Below are 21,018 nucleotides of genomic sequence, written 5' to 3' on the forward strand. Positions count from 1 at the left end.
ATTTTTGGAGCAAAACATATAACCTTGAATCTAAGTTTTAGATATTTTCTCATTATTGTCTGTTGTTTTTCAACACTACTCGCTTATTCGCAACAACCAAAACGAATCTTTATAGAATATTCTGGTTTTACTGTTAGAGATACGCTTAAAGGTGATAACGTTACTACTTTTGTGCGTAGTGATCAAGGTCAAATTCACATCGTTCATGAAGGTGTTGACATGTGGTGTGATAAGGCTATTTACTATCAGGATGAAGATTTTATTGAAGCCTTTAGTAATGTTCGAGTGAAACAAGGCGATACCATTAATATGACATCTAAGTATGTTGAGTATAGTGGTATTACCCAACTAGCTTTTGCTGCTGGTGATGTTGTTTTAACAGAACCACAATCGACATTAACAACAGATACGCTTTATTTTGATAGAACCAAACAGCAAGCCTATTATGAAAATAAGGGAAAAGTAGTTCGAGACTCTTCAGGAACAATTACCAGTCAGATAGGTCGTTTCTATATGGAAGAAAGCAAATACCGATTCCTAAAAGATGTGGTGCTAGTTAATCCTGAATATACCTTAGAAACCAATCAACTTGATTTTTATTCTGAAACTGGACATGCTTATATGTATGGGCCATCAACCATTATTGGTGAAACTAGTAAAGTGTATACTGAACGCGGTTTTTATGATACCAAAAAAGATTTAGGTTACTTCGTAAAGAATTCTAAGGTAGACTATGATAATCGAGAAGTCGAAGGCGATAGTATTTATTTTGATAGGAATAGAAGTTTCGTTTCGGCTACCAATAATATAAAAGTAACTGATACAATAAATAAAAGCATTGTTAAAGGTCATTATGCTGAAGTTTTTAGAGCCAAAGATTCTGTGTTTATTACCAAACGAGCTTTAGCGATTACGATTCAAGAAAATGATTCATTATACATTCATGCAGATACTTTGATGGTTACTGGAAAACCTGAGCATCGTACTACCAGAGCCTATTATAATGCCAAGATGTATAAAAGTGATATGAGTGGAAAAGCAGATTCTATTCATGCCGACCATAAATCAGGTTTAACGCAATTTATAAATCTCAAGCGATTTGCTACTGGAGACACTTATTCGGTTAGTCGTCGACCTGTAATCTGGAATCTTGGCAATCAAATGACAGGAGATTCCATTCATCTTATTTCTAATGTCGAAAAAGAAGAATTAGATTCCTTAAAAGTTTTTAATAATGCCTTTATCATAAGTAAAGACTCGCTCGGCGATGGCTTTAATCAAATTAAGGGTCAGAGATTAATCGGTTTATTTAAGGATAATGAACTTTACAATGTAGACATCATCAAAAATGCTGAAATCATTTTCTATTCTAGGGATGATAAGGATAGCTTGTTTGGTATCAATAAATCAAAATCGGGAAATATCAATCTTCAGTTTGATGGATCCTATAAGATTGTCACTCTAATTAATCAGGTTGATGGTGATATATTTCCAGAATCACAATTTCCGAAGAATGCTAGAAAGTTTCGAGGATTTGACTGGAGAGGTGAAGAAAAACCTCAAAGCGTTGAAGATTTATTTAAAGATGATCCGCCTTTAGTTCTTCCGAAGATAAAAGGTTTAGAACCTTATGTCGAAGATGAAGAATTTATTGACGAAGGCTTATTGAAGCGCGTAGAAGAGGCTGGCAAAAAGGATAAAGATGAAGTCAATAAAGCTGGCAGAAGACTTATTAAAAAAGCAACACCTTTAAAGAAGAAAAAACCACTAAAACAAAACATACCTTTAGTGAATAAAAAGGATAATTGATGACCGAAGATTTCTTCAAATATCAAGCACAAACAACTCCTCATCCCTTAGCTATGAGAATTTCACATGCTGAAGGTTCTTATATTTATGACGAAAATCAAAAAGCGCATTTAGACTTTGTTGCAGGAGTTTCAGCATGTAGTTTAGGACATAAACATCCAAGAGTTGTTAATGCCATTAAAGCGCAATTGGATCGCTATTTACATGTGATGGTTTATGGTGAATATATCCAACAACCCGCAGTAGAATTAGCAAAACTATTAGCGACTCACCTTCCAAAGAGCTTAGAAAAAACGTATCTCACTAACTCAGGCACCGAAGCTATTGAAGGTGCACTCAAACTAGCACGACGTGTTACTGGACGAAGTGAAATTATTGCTGCAAATAATGCCTACCATGGCAATACAATGGGCTCTATGAGTGTAATGGGCTATGAAGAACGTAAACGTGCATTTAGACCTTTAATTCCAGATGTAAAGTTTATCAATTTTAATGCTCCGGAAGAATTATCACAAATCACAACTCATACCGCTGCTGTAATACTGGAAACCATTCAAGGAGGCGCTGGATTTATTGAACCAAAAGATGGATATCTTGAAAAAGTTCGTGAACAATGTGATAAGGTTGGTGCACTATTGATTCTGGATGAAATACAATCAGGATTCGGTCGTACAGGACAACTCTTTGGTTTTGAACTTTACAACTGCATACCAGATATTTTGGTCACAGGAAAAGGTTTAGGTGGCGGAATGCCAATTGGTGCATTTACATCTTCTACTGAATATATGGACCTGTTTCAAGACCATCCTAAGCTAGGTCACATAACAACTTTTGGTGGCCATCCAGTAATTGCAGCTGCTGCATTGGCTACTGTACAAGAAATAACAGAAAGCGGTTTAATCGCTCAAACCTTAGCAAAAGAGCAATTGATTCGTAAACTTTTGCAACATTCTTTGATTACTGAAATTCGAGGACGCGGATTAATGTTAGCTGTCATGACACCTTCTGCTGAAGTGACAAATGAAGTGGTTTTAAGATGTCAGGATGAAGGATTAATTCTATTTTGGTTGCTTTTTGAACCAAAAGCCATCAGGATTACGCCACCTTTGACCATTTCAAATGATGAAATCATTAAAGGTTGTCACATCATTATTCGAGTTTTAGATTCTATTTCGGCATAGTTTATGCTACTTACCTAATCTATTAAATGACTGATTTATAAAACTTAAAGCGCAGTCATCTTAATCTTTGCTCTAACTGTTAATTATTTTGTTGAAAACATTAAACTTGAAATTCAAAATTTTTAATCGATAAGAGTACTTTTATTAAACAATAACGCAACTTGCTTATGGAGTTTGGTCTACCTGGAGAGAACAACAAAATATCGCTTACAAAATTCGAGTCAATGCTCAAGACCAATAGTGTTTTGTTTTTTGATTCTGCAGAATTTGAAAACATCATCCACCATTATCTCGAAATTGGCAAGATTGCCTTGGCAAAGAAAGCTGTCAAATTAGGGCTTGATCAACACCCAACTTCTATTAACTTAAAATTATTTCAAACTGAACTTTTTATTTTAGAAAATAAGTTTGAAGAAGCAGATAAGCTATTAGATGAAATTCATACTCTAGAACCAACTAATGAAGAAATATTTATTCAGAAAGCCAATGTATTGTCTAAACAAGATATGCATGAAAAGGCTGTAAATACTTTATTAATTGCTTTAGATTTATCTAGTGATGATGAAGGTCTTAGTGATTTATATGCGTTGATTGGCATGGAATATCTATTTCTAGATCAATTTGAAAACGCTAAAATTTACTTCAAGAGATGCCTTGAAATCGATTTAGAAGATTATTCAGCTTTGTACAATGCCATTTACTGTTATGACTATTTAAATGAAAATGAAGATGCGATAACATTCCTCAACTACTATTTAGATCAAAACCCGTATTGCGAAGTTGCATGGCACCAATTAGGTCGTCAGTATTTCACAATAAAGGATTATGATAAAGCCTTAGCAGCTTTCGACTTTGCTATAATTTCAGACGACAGTTTTGTTGGAGCCTATCTAGAAAAAGGAAAAGTATTAGAAAAGAAAAAGCATTATCAAGAAGCCATAGAAAATTATAAAATAACTCTAGCTTTAGAGGAACCTACATCTTTTGCACTATTGAGAATAGGCTATTGTCATGAAAAATTAGGTGAAGACGATTTGGCTGTTCAGTATTTCTATAAAACAGTACATGAAGATCCACTACTAGATAAAGGTTGGATAGCCATCACGAAATTTTATAATAAAAAGAGGAACTATCAAAAAGCCTTATTCTATATCAATAAAGCTATTAATATCGATGCTGAAAATGTAATCTATTGGAAATTATATGCTCAAATTAATCATAGACTTAATTTTCTTGAAGAATCTGAGCGTGGCTATAAAAAGACATTGGATTTAGGAAATTACGAGTTACAAACCTGGTTATCTAGAGCAGACATTCTTATTGCGCTTGGAGAGTATGAAGCTTCTGTTTTAAATTTAATTCAAGCTGCTGAATTTCACCCGGAAACTGCAGAAATTGAATTCCGTTTGGCTGGTTTACATTTTACGCTAAACGAAAGTAGTAAAGGACATTATCATCTCAAAAATGCATTATTACTCAATAGTGAATATGAGTTTATTCTTGAAGAACTATTTCCAGTAGTTCTGCAAAAACCTTCTATTCAAAAAATCCTTTTAGAGTCTAAAAAGTAGTGCATTAATTCTTTTCTTTTGTTAAAAATTACACATACCTTTTCATACCTTTACGCTAGCTATTAAAATTAACATGCACAGACGTTTTAAAGACTACTTTTTCATCATACTAAAAGGAATTGCTATGGGAGCCGCTGATGTTGTCCCTGGTGTGTCTGGCGGTACAATCGCGTTTATTTCTGGTATTTACGAAGAACTTATTGAAAGCATAGATAATTTAAACTTTGGCGTGTTCAAAACATGGAAGAAAGAAGGTTTTAAAACGGCTTGGAATTCTATAAACGGTACTTTTCTATTGGCCTTATTCTCAGGAATAGCCATTAGTATTTTATCATTAGCAAAACTTATAAAACATCTATTACATAATGAACCCATTTTATTGTGGTCATTTTTCTTCGGATTGGTTTTAGCGAGTGTTTTATATATCGCTAAGCAAATTAAAAATTGGTCGCCAAAAATTATTTTGGCGATAATTATAACATCAATAGTGTCTTATTTTATTACGCTAGCAGAACCATTTGCTTCTACAGATAGCTCAATGTATCTTTTGTTTTGTGGATTTATAGCTATTATCGCTATGATTTTACCTGGAGTTTCTGGAGCATTTATTTTATTGATTCTCGGCGCTTATGAAACAGCAATTAATACTGTAAATAACCTCATAGAAGGATTAACAACAGGAAATTTTGATTTATTCAAAGATGCCTTACTCAAGTTTTTTCTACTTGGTATTGGAGCAGTAATAGGTTTAAAAGTCTTTTCTAAACTATTAAATTGGATGTTCAAACACCAAAAGAATCTAATATTGGCGATACTAACCGGATTTATGATTGGATCGCTAAATAAGATTTGGCCTTGGAAAGAAATCCTAAAAACACGAATCAATTCTGAAGGGATTGAAGTCACCGTTTTAGATAAAAGTATTCTACCTAACGCTTATATTGGTGATCCACAAATTATAACTGCCATAGCGGTAGTAGGCGTTGGGTTTGCAACCATTTTAATTCTTGAATATTTCGGAAACAAAAAGCCTGAAGCCTAATGGAAAGCACAAGAACTCTTAAAGACCGCATATTTTTGCTTATTAAAGGTCTTGCCATGGGAGCAGCTAACAAAGTCCCTGGTGTTTCTGGAGGTGTTGTTGCATTCGTTGCCGGCTTTTACGAAGAGTTTATTTATTCCTTACAACGTATCAATAAAACCGCCTTAAAACTACTTGTTAATGGTCGCTTTAAAAGTTTTTACAGATATATTAATGGGAAGTTTTTAAGCTTGCTGTTCTTGGGAATGATTGTAAGTTACTTTAGTGTTTCCAAAATTCTAGACTATTTTCTTCAAAATTTTGAGTTGTATGTTTGGAGTTTGTTCTTCGGAATGATCATCGGTTCCATTTATTATATCAACAAGGATTTTAAAGACTGGAACTATAAAAGCATTCTTTCACTTGCTATAGGTATTTCTCTTGGTATAGCCATTAGTTTCCTCGATCCAGCAAAGGAAAATGACAATTTGATTTTTGTATTTTTCTGTGGAATCATAAGTGTTTCCGGAATGACGCTCCCAGGGTTTTCTGGTTCATTCATTCTCATTATACTTGGTAATTACGTCCTGTTATTAGTAGATTCAGTAAATGCATTATACGATACATTTTCCGAGGTTTTTTCAGGCGATTTTAGTTTTATACATAATGAAATTCGCATGAGACTTTTAAAGGTACTAGGGATGTTTACATTAGGCTCTTTTGCGGGCTTAGTAACGTTTTCTCATCTTTTAAGCTATGTGTTAAAGCATTATAAAAGTATCACGACAGCCTCTATAATTGGCTTTATTGTTGGATCATTAGGTGTTGTTTGGCCATGGAAGGAAACCCTATACCAAATACAAGATGATGGAAGTTTTTTATTGGATTCAAGAGGAGAAAAAATAGTTTCAAACTACGAACGTTTTTTACCAGAATTGCAAACTGAAACTTATATTGCTATTGCATATATTATCTTCGGAATATTAATCGTACTCGCTTTAGAATGGTATGGTCAACGTACAAAAAAAATCTCATGATTAGACTTGGATTAATTGGAAAAAATATTTCTTACTCGTTTTCAAAAGAGTATTTCACTAAGAAATTTAAATCTGAAAAACGTCCTTTTACCTATGAGAATTTTGATATGGAAGATATTACAGAATTCAAACCATTAGTAGAAAATAATATTGATATTGTTGGTTTTAATGTGACTATCCCTTACAAGGAGCAAATTATTCCGTATCTAGATAAACTGGATAAAAAAGCAAAAATAATAGGTGCCGTAAATACCATAACTGTTTCATTTGGCGGAAAATTAAAAGGTTACAATACGGATTACTACGGATTTAAAAAAACAATCAAACCCTTACTTAAAAAGCATCACAAAAAAGCTTTAGTTTTGGGGACAGGTGGCGCTTCTAAAGCCATAGCTTACACGCTAAAAAAGTTAAAAATAGAGTTTGATTATGTCTCGAGAAGTTTAAAGAATGGTGTGAAATTCACATATGAAAGTCTGACAATAGACGATATAAAAGAGTATACTGTTATTATCAATTGCACGCCAGTAGGCACGCATCCAAATATCAATGTTTATCCAGATATTCCATATGAAGGCATCTCAAGCCAGCACCTACTCTATGACTTAATCTATAACCCAGAGGAAACCAAGTTTTTACAACTTGGCAAACAACGAGGAGCACTAACCACTAATGGGTATCAAATGTTAGTCTTTCAAGCAGAAAAGGCTTGGAAAATATGGAATTCAACCTTTTAGAGTTTCTAAATAACATATCTTCTTTGTAAATCAGTCGCTTGTTAGTATATTAGCGCCCTAACACAAAAACATTGGAAAATGTCTAAGAAGGAAAACCTGCCAGAAGCAGATGGAAACACCGAATTAAAAACTAATGAAATACCTCAAACTCTTGATGAAATAAACACATCATCGGAATCAATTTCTGAAGAGGCAACTGAAAGCACTCAAAAAGCACCTGAAGCTACTGAGGTTATAGAAGCATCCGAAGTTGAAGAGAACGTTGTGGAGGTTACTGAAGAAGCTGTAGAAGAGACTCTATCAGTTTCCGAAAAAACTCAAGAAGAAACAGTTGAAACTACTGAAGAAACATCTGAAGTTGAAGAGAACGTTGAGCAAGTTACTGAAGAAACTGTAGAAGAAACTCAATCAGTTTCTGAAGAAATTCAAGAAGAAACAGTTGAAACTACTGAAGGAGCAACAAAAACTGAAGAGAACGTTGAAAAAGTTATTGAAGAAGTAGCTGAAACTCAAGAGAACGTTAAAGAAACTGCAGAAGAAACTGAATCTGTTTCCGAAGAAATTCAAGAAGAGACAATTGAAGCAACAGCCGACATAACTGATACAATTGAAGAATCTACTAAAAAAGCTGATGCCCACGTTGAAGAAATTGAAGAATCTAATGCCGAAGATGCAGAAGACGAAACCAATGTTGAGCGTCACGAATTAGAGACAAAAGACTACCATGCAATGTCTATGGAGCAACTAACTATTGAGTTAGAACAGCTTTTAGAGAATCATAAAATTCAAAATATAAAATCACAAGTTGATGAAATCAAATCTGAGTTTAACTCAAAATTTGACGCCATACTTGAAGAGAAAAAGGAAGAGTTTTTAAGCGAAGGTGGAAGCGAGATAGATTTTTACTACTCGTCTCCTGTCAAAAAACAATTCAATAGTGCATATAAAACTTACCGAAATAATTTAAGCGCCTACTATAAAGAGCGTGAAAATAATTTGAAAGGTAATCTAGAGAAACGCATTCAAATTATTGAAGATATAAAAGGTCTTATCAATGCAGAAGAGAACATAAACACAACTTATAAGCATTTTAAGGATTTACAAGAACAATGGCGATATGCAGGACCAATTCCTAGAGATCGTTATAATAACGCTTGGAATTCTTATCATCATCAAGTTGAAATTTTCTACGATTATTTACATCTCAATCGTGATTTACGCGATATGGATTTTAAGCATAATCTTGACCAAAAGACAAAAATCATCGAACGTGCTGAAGAATTGGCAAAAGATGATAATATAAATCGTTCGTTTAGAGAGTTACAAGTATTGCATAAACTGTGGAAGGAAGATTTAGGTCCAGTTGCAAGAGAACACAGAGAAGTAATTTGGGAGCGTTTTAGCAATGCCACAAAAACAATACATGACAAGCGCCAAGCTTACTATGTAAGTCTTGACAAAGGGCGTGAGAAAAACTTAGAGCGCAAAGAGGAAATTATAATTAAAATTGAAGACATTGCTGCAGACACTTCTAGTTCGCACCAATCATGGCAAAATAAAATTAAAACCATTGAAACTCTAAGAGAGGAATTTTTCAATGCAGGTAGAGTTCCTCAGAAAGTAAATGAAGCTACTTGGGCAAAATTTAAAGGAGCAGTAAGAAATTTTAATAGAAGCAAAAACGCATTCTATAAAAACCTCAAAAAAGACCAATTCGATAATCTGGATAAAAAGAAAGCTTTAATTCAAATTGCACTTGATAACAAGGACAATGAAGATTTAACAGCGACGACAGCTTTGATGAAGAAAATCCAAAACGATTGGAAAAATATTGGTCATGTCCCTAGAAAAGATAGCGATAAAATTTGGAAACAATTTAAAGGTGCTTGTAATGCCTATTTTGATAGACTTCACGCAGAACGTAACGAAGCTAATAAAGAGTTGATGGTAGCTTACGAGCAAAAATCTTCTATGTTAGAAGAAGTCAAAGCATTGACACTATCTGGAGAGCCTGAAAAGGACATTCAAGTGATTAAAGAAAAGATCGCGGCATGGAAAGCCGTTGGCCATGTACCATCTAATAAACGTTATATCGATGGGAAATTCAATAAAGCCTTAGACGTTCTATTTGATAAGCTTGATATGGATAAGGCTAAATTAGAAATGATCAAGTTTGAAAACAAACTAGAAAGCTTATCACAACCAAATGACACAAGGTTATTAGATAACGAACAGAATTTTATTAGAAAGAAAATTACCGAAATAAAAGGAGAGATTAATCAACTAGAAAATAACATGCAGTTTTTCTCTAACGTAGATGAAAGTAATCCTTTGGTTAGAGATGTGATAAAAAATATTGAAGCACAGAAAAATGGCTTATCTATTTTGGAACAAAAATTAAGGAAGATTAAGAGTATGTATTAATTACATATCTAACTTAAAATAAAAGACCATCAGCAATGATGGTCTTTTGTCTTTTACATAGCAATCTTCCAATCAATTTTATCACTACAACTCTACTTACGCCTATTATACTTTACAGTTTTATAGAAGAATATTCACTAACTTTAAAAAATGGATGATCTTTTAGGGAAATTTTACAAAGCCTTTAACGAATTGGATGCCGAAGCCATGGCCTCCTGCTATCACGATGATATCGTTTTTGAAGACCCCGCATTTGGTGTGTTAAAAGGAGAACGTGTAAAAAATATGTGGCGCATGTTATGCAGATCACAAAAAGACAAAGATTTTAAAGTGGTTTTTTATGACATCCAGGCCAATGAAAACTCTGGGGATGCAAAATGGGAAGCCTTTTATACATTTAGTAAAACTGGACGAAAAGTACATAATAAAATTGCTGCGCATTTTGAATTTAAAGATGGTAAAATTAGCAAACACACAGATGATTTCAATCTGCATCACTGGGCAAAACAAGCCCTTGGTTTTAAAGGCCTATTGCTAGGAGGAACCGGATTCTTTAAGAAAAAACTAAATAAGCAGACAAACTACCTCTTAACAAAATCAGAAGAAACCTTATAACACAAAAAGCTACTTGAGATGGTCTCAAGTAGCTTTTGTAATAGTCAATACTGTTTCTTTTTAGGGACGAATAGTTTACTTTATGTTTCAGTACTCACTACACCTTTAATAGTTCAAAATGCGTGCCAAAATCGTCATTTTGTGATAAATATTTTTAGATGAACTCAGGACTATACAGTTCTATTTTATAATACTCTAAAACATTATTTTAGTTTGTTTGAATTTTTACCAAAAGGGATCACAGAGTTATCAGGCTTAAAAAAGAAATCGGTAAATTTTATCCATGAATTCTGCAAAGCACTAAAAGAATTAGATGAAGTGGTCGGCGTGAAAGTTGTAGCAGAAGATTAAGATTGGAGCGTTTTAAAATTTGTGTACAGATAAAAAGATAAAACTTAAAAGTAAATATTATGAGCTGGATAAAAGTCATTCCATTTAATCAAGCAACAGGTAAATTAAAATCGATATACGATAAAATTAAAGGACCAAATAATCAAATTGACAATGTATTAAGCATACATAGTTTACGTCCTCATACACTTGTAGGTCATATGAGTATTTATAAAAACACATTGCATCATTCCAATAACACATATCCTAATTGGTTTTTAGAATTTTTAGGCACATATACAAGTTTCATCAATGATTGCGACTATTGTTACAAGCATCATTTTGAAGGGATGAAGCGTTTTTTAAACGATTCGGAAAAAGCAAATATTTTGAAATTTCATATAGAAAATGATTCATTGGATAAAATTCTAAATGAAAAAGAGCTAAACATCATTGATTACACAAAAAACTTGACGTTAAAAGCGAACAGTATTACAGAAGACAACATCAAAAAATTAAGAGACTTAGGTGTCACTGATGGCGAAATTTTAGAGATCAACCAAGTAGTTGCTTATTTCAATTATGCAAATAGAACGGTGTTAGGATTAGGTGTGAATTATGATAATGAAACTTTAGGATTATCTCCAAATAATAAAGATGATGAAAGTTCATGGAGTCATAAATAATATGAATACTAAGAATTCTCAGGATTTTTACCTATAACACCTTTGTAAAATGATTTCATATATTCAAAATCGGCTTCTGAATTATCTGTTGGGTAAAAAGGTTCAGAAATATGATTCTGTTTATTTTTAAAATCTAAAGTAAACATGATAATTGGCACTTTTGCTGTTTTCGCAATATAATAGAAACCTGTCTTCCATTCTTTTACTTTTTTCCGAGTACCTTCTGGAGCTAAAGTTAATCTAAATTCATCTTTGTCTTCAAATAGGTTTGCTATAGCTTCAACTTTGTTTTGACCAGATGTTCTGTCTAAAGCTGCCCCTCCAACTGCCCTAAAATAGTAACCAAAGGGCCATTTGAACAATTCTTTTTTTCCAACAAAATTAGTTTTCACATTAGACACTTTACGGAGGAGTATACCTATAAAAAAATCATGCCAACTCGTGTGAGGAACAGCAATAATAACTGCCTTTTTTATAGAGTCTTTTGAAAAAGTCGTGTTTCCAGTGACTTTCCATCCCAAAATTTTAAAGTAGATAAATCGAGCTAGCCATCGCATATTACATTTTTTGATAGAGCGTTTTTAGTTTACTTCTTGTAATGACTTGTTTCCAGTTTTTACCAATGGCATTTTCCCATAATGGTTCCAAGCCCAAGGCTACGTCAATCATTATATCTAACTCATCGTCATGTAGATGCGCACAAATACCTTGAGGCAAATGGATGTTATGCTTCTTTTTCATAGTTTTAAAAAGCTTTACACCATCTGGATAAAACTCTTCAAGATGATCAAAAACGATACAATTACCAATACCATGCTTTGTTCCGAGGAGATATGATAGTCCGTAACTCATCGCATGCGCAACACCAACTTGAGAGTAAGCAATGCTCATTCCACCATGCCAAGAAGCCATCATCAATTTGTCTTGTGCTTCTTCTTCGGAAAGTGAACCATTCATGAAAATATCTTTACAGAGTTCGTAAGCTTTCTCTCCGTAGCTCTGACTAAATGCATTTAAGAATGTTCCGTTAAGTGATTCAATACAATGAATATAGCAATCCATACCAGTATAAAACCATTGATCTTCAGGAACGCCTTTAGTCAGTTCTGGATCTAAAATAACTTGGTCAAAAGGTGTGTAATCAGAATTAATTCCAAGTTTTTTTTCTGGGCCTGTAAGAACCGTCGTTCTGGACACTTCTGCTCCAGTACCCGAAATTGTTGGAATGCCTACATGATAAATCGCAGGGTTTTTCACTAAGTCCCAGCCTTGATAATCTTTAGCTTCGCCCTCATTAGCAAGCATTATTGCTACCGCTTTGGCTAGGTCAAGAATAGTTCCTCCTCCTATACCAATAATACCAGAAGGTCGATCTTTATGGTTTAAAATAATCTGTTCAACCAATTCATCAACTTGATCTGTTTTTGGTTCATTATCTGCAGAAACATACAAAAGTTGGTCGTCGTAAGCAATTGGTATTCTTGAGGTCAACCCAGAATTACCTTTAAAAACATCGTCAACCAAAAATATAAATGGTGCTTTTCTATTTAATCGCTTAGGTGCCAAAATGTCACCTAACTGATTAAAACTGCCTCGTCCAAATACAATTCTGGACACCATTGGATAATTTTTATAACTCATTTATTCGTCTTCGTGTAACAAAAATAAAAACATAGTTGGATTTATCTTTACTTATTTAAATAATGTTGAAATTTTTCGGAAAATAATCCAATGTGATAGCCATCAACCAATGCATGATTGACATTTATAGCAACATTCATTATAATACGCTTGTCTTCTTTTTGAACCATTTTACTAAATGCAAGCTTAGGAACTGACTCTAAATTTCCAGAAACTGGTTCTTTGTGTCCAGAAAAATCTAACCATGGCATTGCTGAACAATGAATGCATTCTAAATCATTTCGCAACGGAAACAATGCTCCCGTGGTTTCAATTCTGCTTTTCTCTGCATCTATATTGGCTAAAAACTGTTTCAAATCTTCATTAAATTCGATATATGAAAACCCGAAAGTTTTATCAGATCGCATCAATGTTGCCGAAGCATGTATGATATCATACCGAATCACCTCGTTCTCAACAATTCTAATCTTTAGTTCATCTATAGCATTAATCGCTTTCATACAATCGTGCAAATACTTTCCGAAGAAAGACACTTGGTTACTCTTAGCAAATTGGTATGCTTTTGTGACATCAAATGGAATGGTTACAGCAAAAAACGGATCTTTTAAAGTTCTAAAATGATCATAATGCTGCTTACGCTTCCATGTATTTGTATTAATAACTTCCACTAATTCAATATTGCTTTTAAGTCAGATAAACTGGTTATCGTCTTATATTCCTTTTGTTTTGATTCATTTTCATTGACCTGCTCATGCAACCAAGTGGTATGAAAAGGAACATGTATCGCTTCTGCTCCAATATTTACTAATGGTAAAATATCAGATTTTAAAGAATTTCCAACCATTAAAAACTCAGATGGATTGATATCTAGATGATCTAATAATCTAGAATAATTTACTTCTTTCTTATCGCTCAGCACTTCTATATGATGAAAGTAAGACGTTAAATTAGAGTTCTCCAATTTCCGTTCTTGATCTAGTAAATCACCTTTAGTTACCAAGATTAATCGATAGGTCTTTGACAAACCCTTTAAGGTATCTTCAACGCTATCTAGCAGTTCAACAGGCTTATTTAGCATATCCTTACCAATATTCAATATCTTAGTAATCGTTTCATTTGAAACCGACCCATTTGAGATTTCGATAGCCATTTCGACCATTGATAACACAAAACCTTTGATTCCATAACCATATAAAGGCAAATTTTCTGTTTCCTTTTTAAATAGTTCCTGATCTATTTTATTGGCTGTTTCATATGGTGCCAATAATTTGGCAAATTCTAACTCAGCATCACGAAAATAGGTTTCGTTAACCCATAGCGTGTCGTCTGCATCAAAACCAATGACTTTTATATGTTGGTAATCTGTATTCAAATTATTTCCAAAGTTTTTTAGCACGTTCCAAATCTTCAGGTGTATCAATTTCTACACCTTCTACAGTTGTCTCTACCATTTTAATACGCTTTCCGTATTCTAAATATCTGATACACTCAATCTTTTCAGTAGCTTCAATAAATTGCATTGGAAGTTTATAAAAATCCAACAAGGCTTCTTTTCTGAAGGCATAAATCCCTTTGTGTTTAAAATACCGTGTGCCTGGACCTTTATCTCTAGGGAATGGTATCGGACTTCTAGAAAAATACAAGGCAAAGTTGTTTTGGTCTACAATGACCTTAACTGTATTAGGATTACTAATTTCATCCCAATCATGAATTTCAACCATGAGTGATGCTAGATCGATCGTTTTATCGTGATCATCCTTAAACACTTCCAATACTTTTTCTAGGCTTTCACGTTCTGTAAAAGGTTCATCACCTTGAACATTAACAACAATATCGACATCAAGGTTTTCAACAGCTTCTGCAATACGATCACTGCCAGACTCATGTTCCATTTTACTCATTATGGCTTTTCCACCATTGGAAGTAATTTCATCGAAAATAATGGTGCTATCTGTAACCACGTAGACATCATCAAATAGCTTCGTCGCTACTGTGGCTTCATACGTTCTCAAAATAACGGATTTCCCTGCAAGGTTTTGCATAAGTTTCCCTGGGAAACGGGACGCACTATAACGTGCAGGAATCATTGATATTATCTTCATTTGGTGAAAATTGCTAGAGTATCAAAAATAAAACTTTTAATAGAAATTAAGAGTGTTTACCCCTAATCTTTTTATAAACACGAAAAATGAGATACAAAATGATAAGCACCAAAATAAATGCCAAAACAGGTATAAACAATGAAACGATTGACATGACGACTGAAGTTCCTGTTTCTACTGTTGACACTAAAGGGTTAGCAATTCCTCCTGTAGTAGCTGTAGACGCTAATCGTGTAGCTCCAGAGCCTCCTGCAACAGCAGCAGCTGTTCCTCCTCCAGCAATTATGGCTAAAGCCCAAGTAAACACTGGACTTAAATCGGCAACCGTAGAAACCATAACTGCAATACCAGCAATTGTAGCCAACGGAATTGCAATAGCATCTAAGACATTATCAACATAAGGAATATAATAGGCGAAAATCTCTATTACCGTTGCAACTCCAAGCGTTATAACAGCAGTTAAACTGCCGATCCATTGCCAAGAGTCATTGAGCTCCCAAAGGTTAAAATAAGCAGCTAAGCTTAAAGCAAAAAGTGGAACGAATACACGAAAACCTACCGATGCCGATAAGCCTATTCCAAGACATATACTTATGATTGTTTCTATTGTCATTTTATGATGTATTTATTCGTCTTCAAAAAACTCATCCCTAAAACCAATAAGATACAATTTTTCTTTAGCTCTTGTTGCAGCAGTATACAGCCAACGCATATAATCCCTGTCAACTCCGTTAGGCAAATAAGGCTGTTCAACAAAAATGGTATTCCATTGTCCGCCTTGTGATTTATGGCAAGTAATCGCATAAGAAAATTTGACCTGTAAAGCATTAAAGTGCTTATTACCTTTAATCTTTAAAAACTTTTTATACTTAGAAGTTTCATCTTCATAATCCTTTTGAACTTCTTGATACAATCTGTTGCTATCCTCATAAGTCAGCGAAGGTGTTTCTGCTTCAATAGTATCTAAAATTAAAACCGTTTCGAAGGGTTGCATTTTAGGATAATCTACCATTTGAACTTTTACTTCAGCAAAACGAAAATCATAAAGCGTCGTAATAGAAAAAATTTCCAACACTTGGATAATGTCACCATTGGCAATAAATCCAGCTTCTGATGTTGGCTTAACCCAAAAATAATTATTCTTAACAACCATTAAAAAATCACCAACAGTTAATTCATTTTCATTAAATAAAATACGATTTCTAATTTGTTGGTTATAAAGATTAGCACGTTTATTACTTCTTACGATTATAGCTGTCTCTTCATTTCCATGCTCACTATAGGAATCATTAATAGCGTCCATAATTTCGTAACCATCAATCAATCTTATAATATCTGTAAATCCATTGAGATTAAATTTAAAAGATTCATAAAATTCATTTTCCAAAACATCTCGTATTCGTGTGGCATTACTCAATATTCCAGAATCTTGATTTTGCCTAACGACTTCATCAAGTTCAATAGAGATGACATTCTTATTATAGTTTAAATCGAGTTTTTCAGAATTTAGAGCTGGTGAAAAATCAGATTTCACGGGAGGCAATTGTGCTTGGTCTCCAATTAATAAAAGCTTGCACTTATGACCAGAATACACGTAAGTCATCAAGTCATCTAATAAGGATGTACTTTCAAAATTCTTAGAATCGGCGGGAGTATCTGGTATCATTGAAGCTTCATCAACGATAAAAATGGTGTTACGATGTTTATTAGGTTGCATCACAAACTTGACACCTCCTCCGCTATCTTTCTTCGGAAAATATATCTTTTTATGAATGGTGAACGCCTCTTTCTTGGAGTAATTTGAAATTACTTTAGCCGCTCGACCAGTTGGCGCCATCAAAACCGCACTTTTTTTTGTTTCCCCTAAATTAGAAACCAGAGTCCCAATAATACTTGTCTTACCCGTCCCAGCAAACCCTTTAAGAAGGTATAATGCATTTGGTGAATCATCGTAAACAAATTGCGCTAATTGCTCTAAAGCAACAAGTTGCTTGATCGTTGGGGCAAACGGAAATTTTGAGATGAGCAATTTATAAAAGTCAGATGGCGTCATTAATAAGGTTAAAAAAGTAATTAGAAACGCAAGATAAGATTTAATACATTAATTTTTTTATGTCTTTAGAAGACAAATTTTGTTATAGAATTTGAAAGTAATTTTATATCTTTCACCGGTTATTGATTTTTGTCTACAATGTTTTAGCGAACAAAAAAAAATTGTAGATTTGCGTAACTCCATAAAAACAATATAAAAAAACTAACTATGTTAAAAGTACTCCTTGTTATTGTAGGTCTTATTTTACTTACAATTGGTATCGTTTGGTTGATTGATAAATTTGTGCCTAAAAAGGCTAAGCCAATTTTAAACATATTATTATGGGCTCTTATTGTCTTTTTAGGATATATAACGTTCATGTCTGTTTATGGTGAAATGCAGTTTAATAAACTTAGAGAAGATCGCTACAAAATAGTAATCACTAAATTGAAAGACATTAGAGATGCGCAATTAGCTCATAGAACTGTTAATAAAGAATTTGCTGGAAACTTTGATGATTTAATAAAGTTTATTGATACAGCAAAATTCACAATTACACAACGTAAAGATTCTACGGTCATTGATGCAGATTTAACAGCTCGTTTTGGTGGTGTTGAAACAACAAGAGATATCGTTATAATTGATACTTTAGGATTTGTTCCTGTTAGGGATTCTCTTTTTGGTGCAGACACGCGCTACAAAACTATAATGAATCTTCCTGAAGGTATTGGTCCGGCAGGAGCTAAATTTCAGTTAAAAGCTGGTAAGTTAGATGACAGTGGTATTTCAGTTTTTGAAGCATGGGTTGATAAAGATGTGATATTACATGACCAAGATAAAAACTTGGTTAATAAAGAAAAGGAAGTGATGTCTGTTGATGGCGTTCGTGGACCAAAATTAAAAGTTGGTTCAATGGAAGAAGCTGAAACTGGTGGAAACTGGCCTGGAAACTTAAGTAAACACTAAAGTGAAACATAATAGTATAAAAGCACTGTCCATTCAAATTAGTTTGAGTGGACTTTCTTTTTGCATTCTAAATCGTACTACTAATACTATTGAGTTACTCAATACCATTCAGCTCGATAAAAAAGCAACACCGTTTGAATTGCTCAATGAGGTAAAAACAGCTATTGATTCTAATTCAGACTTTGAACAGTCGTTTGATTCGGTAGTATGCATTTACCAAAATGAATTATCGTGTCTTGTGCCCAAAGATTTATTTGATGAAAATAATCTGGCCGACTATCTAAAGTTTAATGCCAAAATCTTAAAAACCGATTATCTAAGCTACGATACAATAGTCTCTGGCAATTGCATGAATGTGTATGTGCCATTGGTAAATATCAATAATCATGTCTTTGACACCTTCGGTAGTTTTGATTATAAGCACTCATCTACGATTCTTATAGATACCTTATTACAATTATCTTCTAAAGACAAAGAGGAAAAGATGTACATAAATGTAAACACTTCTACATTTGAAATTGTATCTATTAATGATGGACAATTAGTCTTCTATAACACTTTCGAATATACAACTAAGGAAGATTTCATCTATTATATTCTATTTACAGTTGAGCAACTTAAAACTAATCCAGAAACCATAAAAACAGTTTTAACTGGTCGTATAGAAAAAGATGATGAATTATTTGAAATACTGTACAAATACATCAGATTTGTTACTTTTGAAGAACCTCTTACCAATTTCAAATTTAAAGATACAATAAAGAAAAAAGCGAATCACAGCGATTTTATAATTTTAAATAGTTTCAACTAATGCGCATCATATCAGGTCAATTTAAAGGTCGTCGAATTACTGCTCCGAAAAAACTTCCGGTTAGACCAACAACGGATATGGCAAAGGAATCTTTATTTAATATCTTAAATAATCAATATTATTTTGAGGACATTTCGGTTTTGGATTTATTTGCTGGTACAGGTAATATAAGTTATGAGTTTGCTTCACGAGGTACCGAAGAAATTACTGCTGTAGATGAGAATTATGGATGCATTAAATTTATTAATGAAACCGCCGATAGTTTTGAAATGAATATTTCCACGATCAAAAGTGATGTATTTAAATTCTTAGAAAAAACGCAGCAGAAACATACCATCATTTTTGCCGATCCGCCTTATGACTTTCCTTCGGAAACATTTGCTAAAATTCCACAACTAATATTTCAGAATGAATTATTGGAAAATGAAGGATTACTGATTGTTGAACATTCAAAGCATACTGATTTATCTCACCTAGAACATTACTCCCACTCTAAAAGTTATGGTGGTAATATGTTTAGCTTTTTCAAGTAGACCAACTTGATTTTGTGAAAATACTCTAAAATGAATTGGTATACCAGTATCTATTTGTAGTAAAATTCCTAATAATTTTTTTTAACTAACTTACACTTCCTTTCATCTGAGTTTAGACTCATACAATAACCTACACAGATTACCCTCAGATTTACAGTACTACCCTTTTTTTTAATATGGTAAGCATAAGGCTATTAATGCAATCAACATATTAACTTAAATCAATTTTTATGAAAACTTTAAAAAGAGGATTACTGTTCCTTATTACAGTCGTATTTGCAATAAATTTTGTAAATGCTCAAGATGCACCAACCATGTTCTCTGTTCACACAGACAATGTGAAATTTGAAATGGTGCCTCAATATGAACAATTGGCAAAAAGCTTAAAAGACAACCTTGTAAAGCACGCTATTACAGGAACTAGTTGGACAGCCATTAGTGTTGAAGACGGAAGATACGTATATGTATCTCCTATTAAAAACATGGCAGACTTAGACAAAAACTCAATGGCTGGCCTATTTGAAAAAATGGGAGAAGCTGAAGCAAGCAAACTTTTTGACGACATGAATCAATGTTATGACTCCCATAGTAATGCTGTAGTACATTATAATACAAATTTATCTTACAGACCAGATGGTTATAGTACGGATGGTAAAAATCATAGAGAATATCATTTTCTTTATTATGCACCAAAAAATGGTAAAGCTATGCGAGAAGCAATGTCAAAGGTTAAAGAATTATTTGAAGCAAAAGGAATAAAAAATGGTTATGATGTCTATCATAGCGGATTTGGGAGTGAAGAAAGTTATTTCATGGTTTCAATCTCTGGTAAAGATGATGTAGAAATTGCAATGGGAGGCCAAGAAAATGACAAGATCTTTGGTGATGAAAAAGGCGAAATATTTTTTAATGTAATTAAACTAACAACTAGATATGATCAGGTTGAAGCAGATGTTAGACCAGATTTAAGTTACACACCTTCTTCTAACTAATTAAATTATCAATTTACAGCTCTTGTAGCTGATAGTAAAATAGATACAAGTAGAATTTATTTCGATAATTTATCTGTTATTGAAGAACTAGGATACGAAATTACACCACCAAAACAAGATTAATCTAGTTCTGTTTTTCAAATTAAAAACCATCTATTTCTAGATGGTTTTTTGTTTTTAAGTAAATCTATAAGCCGAATCCTGTATACTAACAATGATAAATCATGTTAGTATCCTTATCATTTATCTACGTTTACTGTTACCAGCAAACTTTAGCTGCCTACCCTCTAGCATCGCGCGTGTACGCTCAAGCACTAGTTTACATGACATTGCACCACATAGAGTTTACCTGGTTTCACTACAGCATGACCTGTACATTCTTTCTGTTGCACTTTTCCTCACCTCGCGATGGATGGCTGTTAACCACTATGATTGCACTATGGTGTTCGGACTTTCCTCCATTCCGATAAATCGGAACAGCGATAAGGCGATCTACTTGCTGGCAAAAGTACGATTAATTGTTAATAACT

The 21,018-nt window shown here is 33.5% G+C and carries 20 protein-coding genes and 1 other RNA gene; 13 read left to right on the plus strand and 8 right to left on the minus strand.

Annotated elements, in window-relative coordinates; genetic code table 11:
• The first annotated feature begins 24 nt into the window (after positions 1 to 24).
• The 9 genes from V7719_RS13540 to V7719_RS13580 all read left to right on the plus strand — a co-directional run bounded on the left by V7719_RS13540 (position 25) and on the right by V7719_RS13580 (position 11,411).
• Positions 25 to 1,809, plus strand: coding sequence for an OstA-like protein (locus V7719_RS13540; protein ID WP_335730462.1), 1,785 nt, complete (start codon positions 25 to 27; stop codon positions 1,807 to 1,809).
• A complete protein-coding gene (locus V7719_RS13545) occupies positions 1,809 to 2,990 on the plus strand; it encodes an aspartate aminotransferase family protein (protein WP_335730463.1) in 1,182 nt (393 codons plus the stop codon). The genes V7719_RS13540 and V7719_RS13545 overlap by 1 nt, the downstream gene beginning before the upstream one ends.
• A gap of 224 nt (positions 2,991 to 3,214) precedes the next feature.
• Positions 3,215 to 4,561, plus strand: coding sequence for a tetratricopeptide repeat protein (locus V7719_RS13550; RefSeq protein WP_335730464.1), 1,347 nt, complete (start codon positions 3,215 to 3,217; stop codon positions 4,559 to 4,561).
• A 73-nt stretch (positions 4,562 to 4,634) separates the two neighbouring features.
• Entirely contained in the window at positions 4,635 to 5,603 is a 969-nt protein-coding gene (locus tag V7719_RS13555; protein WP_335730465.1) for a DUF368 domain-containing protein, read from the plus strand.
• The gene (locus tag V7719_RS13560; protein WP_335730466.1) at positions 5,603 to 6,619 is read left to right on the plus strand and encodes a DUF368 domain-containing protein; all 1,017 of its coding nucleotides are present in this window, start codon (positions 5,603 to 5,605) and stop codon (positions 6,617 to 6,619) included. The genes V7719_RS13555 and V7719_RS13560 overlap by 1 nt, the downstream gene beginning before the upstream one ends.
• Positions 6,616 to 7,356 carry a shikimate dehydrogenase family protein gene (locus V7719_RS13565; RefSeq protein ID WP_335730467.1) on the plus strand — a complete coding sequence of 247 codons (741 nt, stop codon included), beginning with the start codon at positions 6,616 to 6,618 and terminating at the stop codon, positions 7,354 to 7,356. Before V7719_RS13560 ends, V7719_RS13565 begins: the two co-directional genes overlap by 4 nt.
• Positions 7,357 to 7,434: 78 nt before the next feature.
• On the plus strand, positions 7,435 to 9,780 hold the full coding sequence (locus V7719_RS13570) for a DUF349 domain-containing protein (RefSeq protein WP_335730468.1): 2,346 nt from the start codon (positions 7,435 to 7,437) through the stop codon (positions 9,778 to 9,780).
• A 150-nt stretch (positions 9,781 to 9,930) separates the two neighbouring features.
• A complete protein-coding gene (locus V7719_RS13575; protein ID WP_335730469.1) occupies positions 9,931 to 10,395 on the plus strand; it encodes a nuclear transport factor 2 family protein in 465 nt (154 codons plus the stop codon).
• A gap of 410 nt (positions 10,396 to 10,805) precedes the next feature.
• Positions 10,806 to 11,411: a peroxidase-related enzyme gene (locus tag V7719_RS13580; RefSeq protein ID WP_335730470.1), complete on the plus strand. Its 606-nt coding sequence runs from the start codon at positions 10,806 to 10,808 to the stop codon at positions 11,409 to 11,411.
• 8 nt (positions 11,412 to 11,419) lie between these two features.
• Here the strand turns inward: V7719_RS13580 and V7719_RS13585 are convergent, their stop codons facing one another.
• The 7 genes from V7719_RS13585 to V7719_RS13615 are packed head-to-tail and all read right to left on the minus strand — an operon-like array spanning position 11,420 to position 17,207.
• Complete coding sequence (locus tag V7719_RS13585) at positions 11,420 to 11,968, minus strand: 1-acyl-sn-glycerol-3-phosphate acyltransferase (RefSeq protein ID WP_335730471.1); 549 nt, start codon at positions 11,966 to 11,968, stop codon at positions 11,420 to 11,422.
• Position 11,969: 1 nt separating this feature from the next.
• Positions 11,970 to 13,052 carry an iron-containing alcohol dehydrogenase family protein gene (locus V7719_RS13590; protein WP_335730472.1) on the minus strand — a complete coding sequence of 361 codons (1,083 nt, stop codon included), beginning with the start codon at positions 13,050 to 13,052 and terminating at the stop codon, positions 11,970 to 11,972.
• 47 nt (positions 13,053 to 13,099) lie between these two features.
• Positions 13,100 to 13,720 (minus strand): CatA-like O-acetyltransferase, encoded by a 621-nt coding sequence (locus V7719_RS13595; protein ID WP_335730473.1) that lies wholly within the window; start codon positions 13,718 to 13,720, stop codon positions 13,100 to 13,102.
• Positions 13,720 to 14,424, minus strand: a complete 705-nt coding sequence (locus tag V7719_RS13600; RefSeq protein WP_335730474.1) for an HAD family hydrolase — start codon at positions 14,422 to 14,424, stop codon at positions 13,720 to 13,722. The genes V7719_RS13595 and V7719_RS13600 overlap by 1 nt, the downstream gene beginning before the upstream one ends.
• A 1-nt stretch (position 14,425) precedes the next feature.
• A complete protein-coding gene (gene kdsB / locus V7719_RS13605) occupies positions 14,426 to 15,154 on the minus strand; it encodes a 3-deoxy-manno-octulosonate cytidylyltransferase (protein WP_335730475.1) in 729 nt (242 codons plus the stop codon).
• Between the two features lie 46 nt (positions 15,155 to 15,200).
• A complete protein-coding gene (locus V7719_RS13610; RefSeq protein ID WP_335730476.1) occupies positions 15,201 to 15,767 on the minus strand; it encodes a DUF4126 domain-containing protein in 567 nt (188 codons plus the stop codon).
• Positions 15,768 to 15,779: 12 nt separating this feature from the next.
• Complete coding sequence (locus V7719_RS13615) at positions 15,780 to 17,207, minus strand: ATP-dependent DNA helicase (RefSeq protein ID WP_335730477.1); 1,428 nt, start codon at positions 17,205 to 17,207, stop codon at positions 15,780 to 15,782.
• Positions 17,208 to 17,414: 207 nt separating this feature from the next.
• Here V7719_RS13615 and V7719_RS13620 point away from each other — a divergent pair, with 207 nt between their 5' ends.
• The 4 genes from V7719_RS13620 to V7719_RS13635 all read left to right on the plus strand — a co-directional run bounded on the left by V7719_RS13620 (position 17,415) and on the right by V7719_RS13635 (position 20,488).
• Entirely contained in the window at positions 17,415 to 18,152 is a 738-nt protein-coding gene (locus V7719_RS13620; RefSeq protein WP_335730478.1) for a hypothetical protein, read from the plus strand.
• Position 18,153: 1 nt separating this feature from the next.
• On the plus strand, positions 18,154 to 18,963 hold the full coding sequence (locus V7719_RS13625; protein ID WP_335730479.1) for a DUF3822 family protein: 810 nt from the start codon (positions 18,154 to 18,156) through the stop codon (positions 18,961 to 18,963).
• Complete coding sequence (rsmD, locus tag V7719_RS13630) at positions 18,963 to 19,496, plus strand: 16S rRNA (guanine(966)-N(2))-methyltransferase RsmD (RefSeq protein ID WP_335730480.1); 534 nt, start codon at positions 18,963 to 18,965, stop codon at positions 19,494 to 19,496. Before V7719_RS13625 ends, rsmD begins: the two co-directional genes overlap by 1 nt.
• Before the next feature lie 230 nt (positions 19,497 to 19,726).
• Positions 19,727 to 20,488: a hypothetical protein gene (locus V7719_RS13635; protein WP_335730481.1), complete on the plus strand. Its 762-nt coding sequence runs from the start codon at positions 19,727 to 19,729 to the stop codon at positions 20,486 to 20,488.
• A 174-nt stretch (positions 20,489 to 20,662) separates the two neighbouring features.
• Here the strand turns inward: V7719_RS13635 and rnpB are convergent.
• An RNA gene (gene rnpB, locus V7719_RS13640) (RNase P RNA component class A) lies at positions 20,663 to 20,987 on the minus strand.
• Positions 20,988 to 21,018 lie beyond the last annotated feature (31 nt).

This window comes from Psychroserpens sp. (assembly GCF_036960315.1).
Taxonomy (GTDB): domain Bacteria; phylum Bacteroidota; class Bacteroidia; order Flavobacteriales; family Flavobacteriaceae; genus Psychroserpens.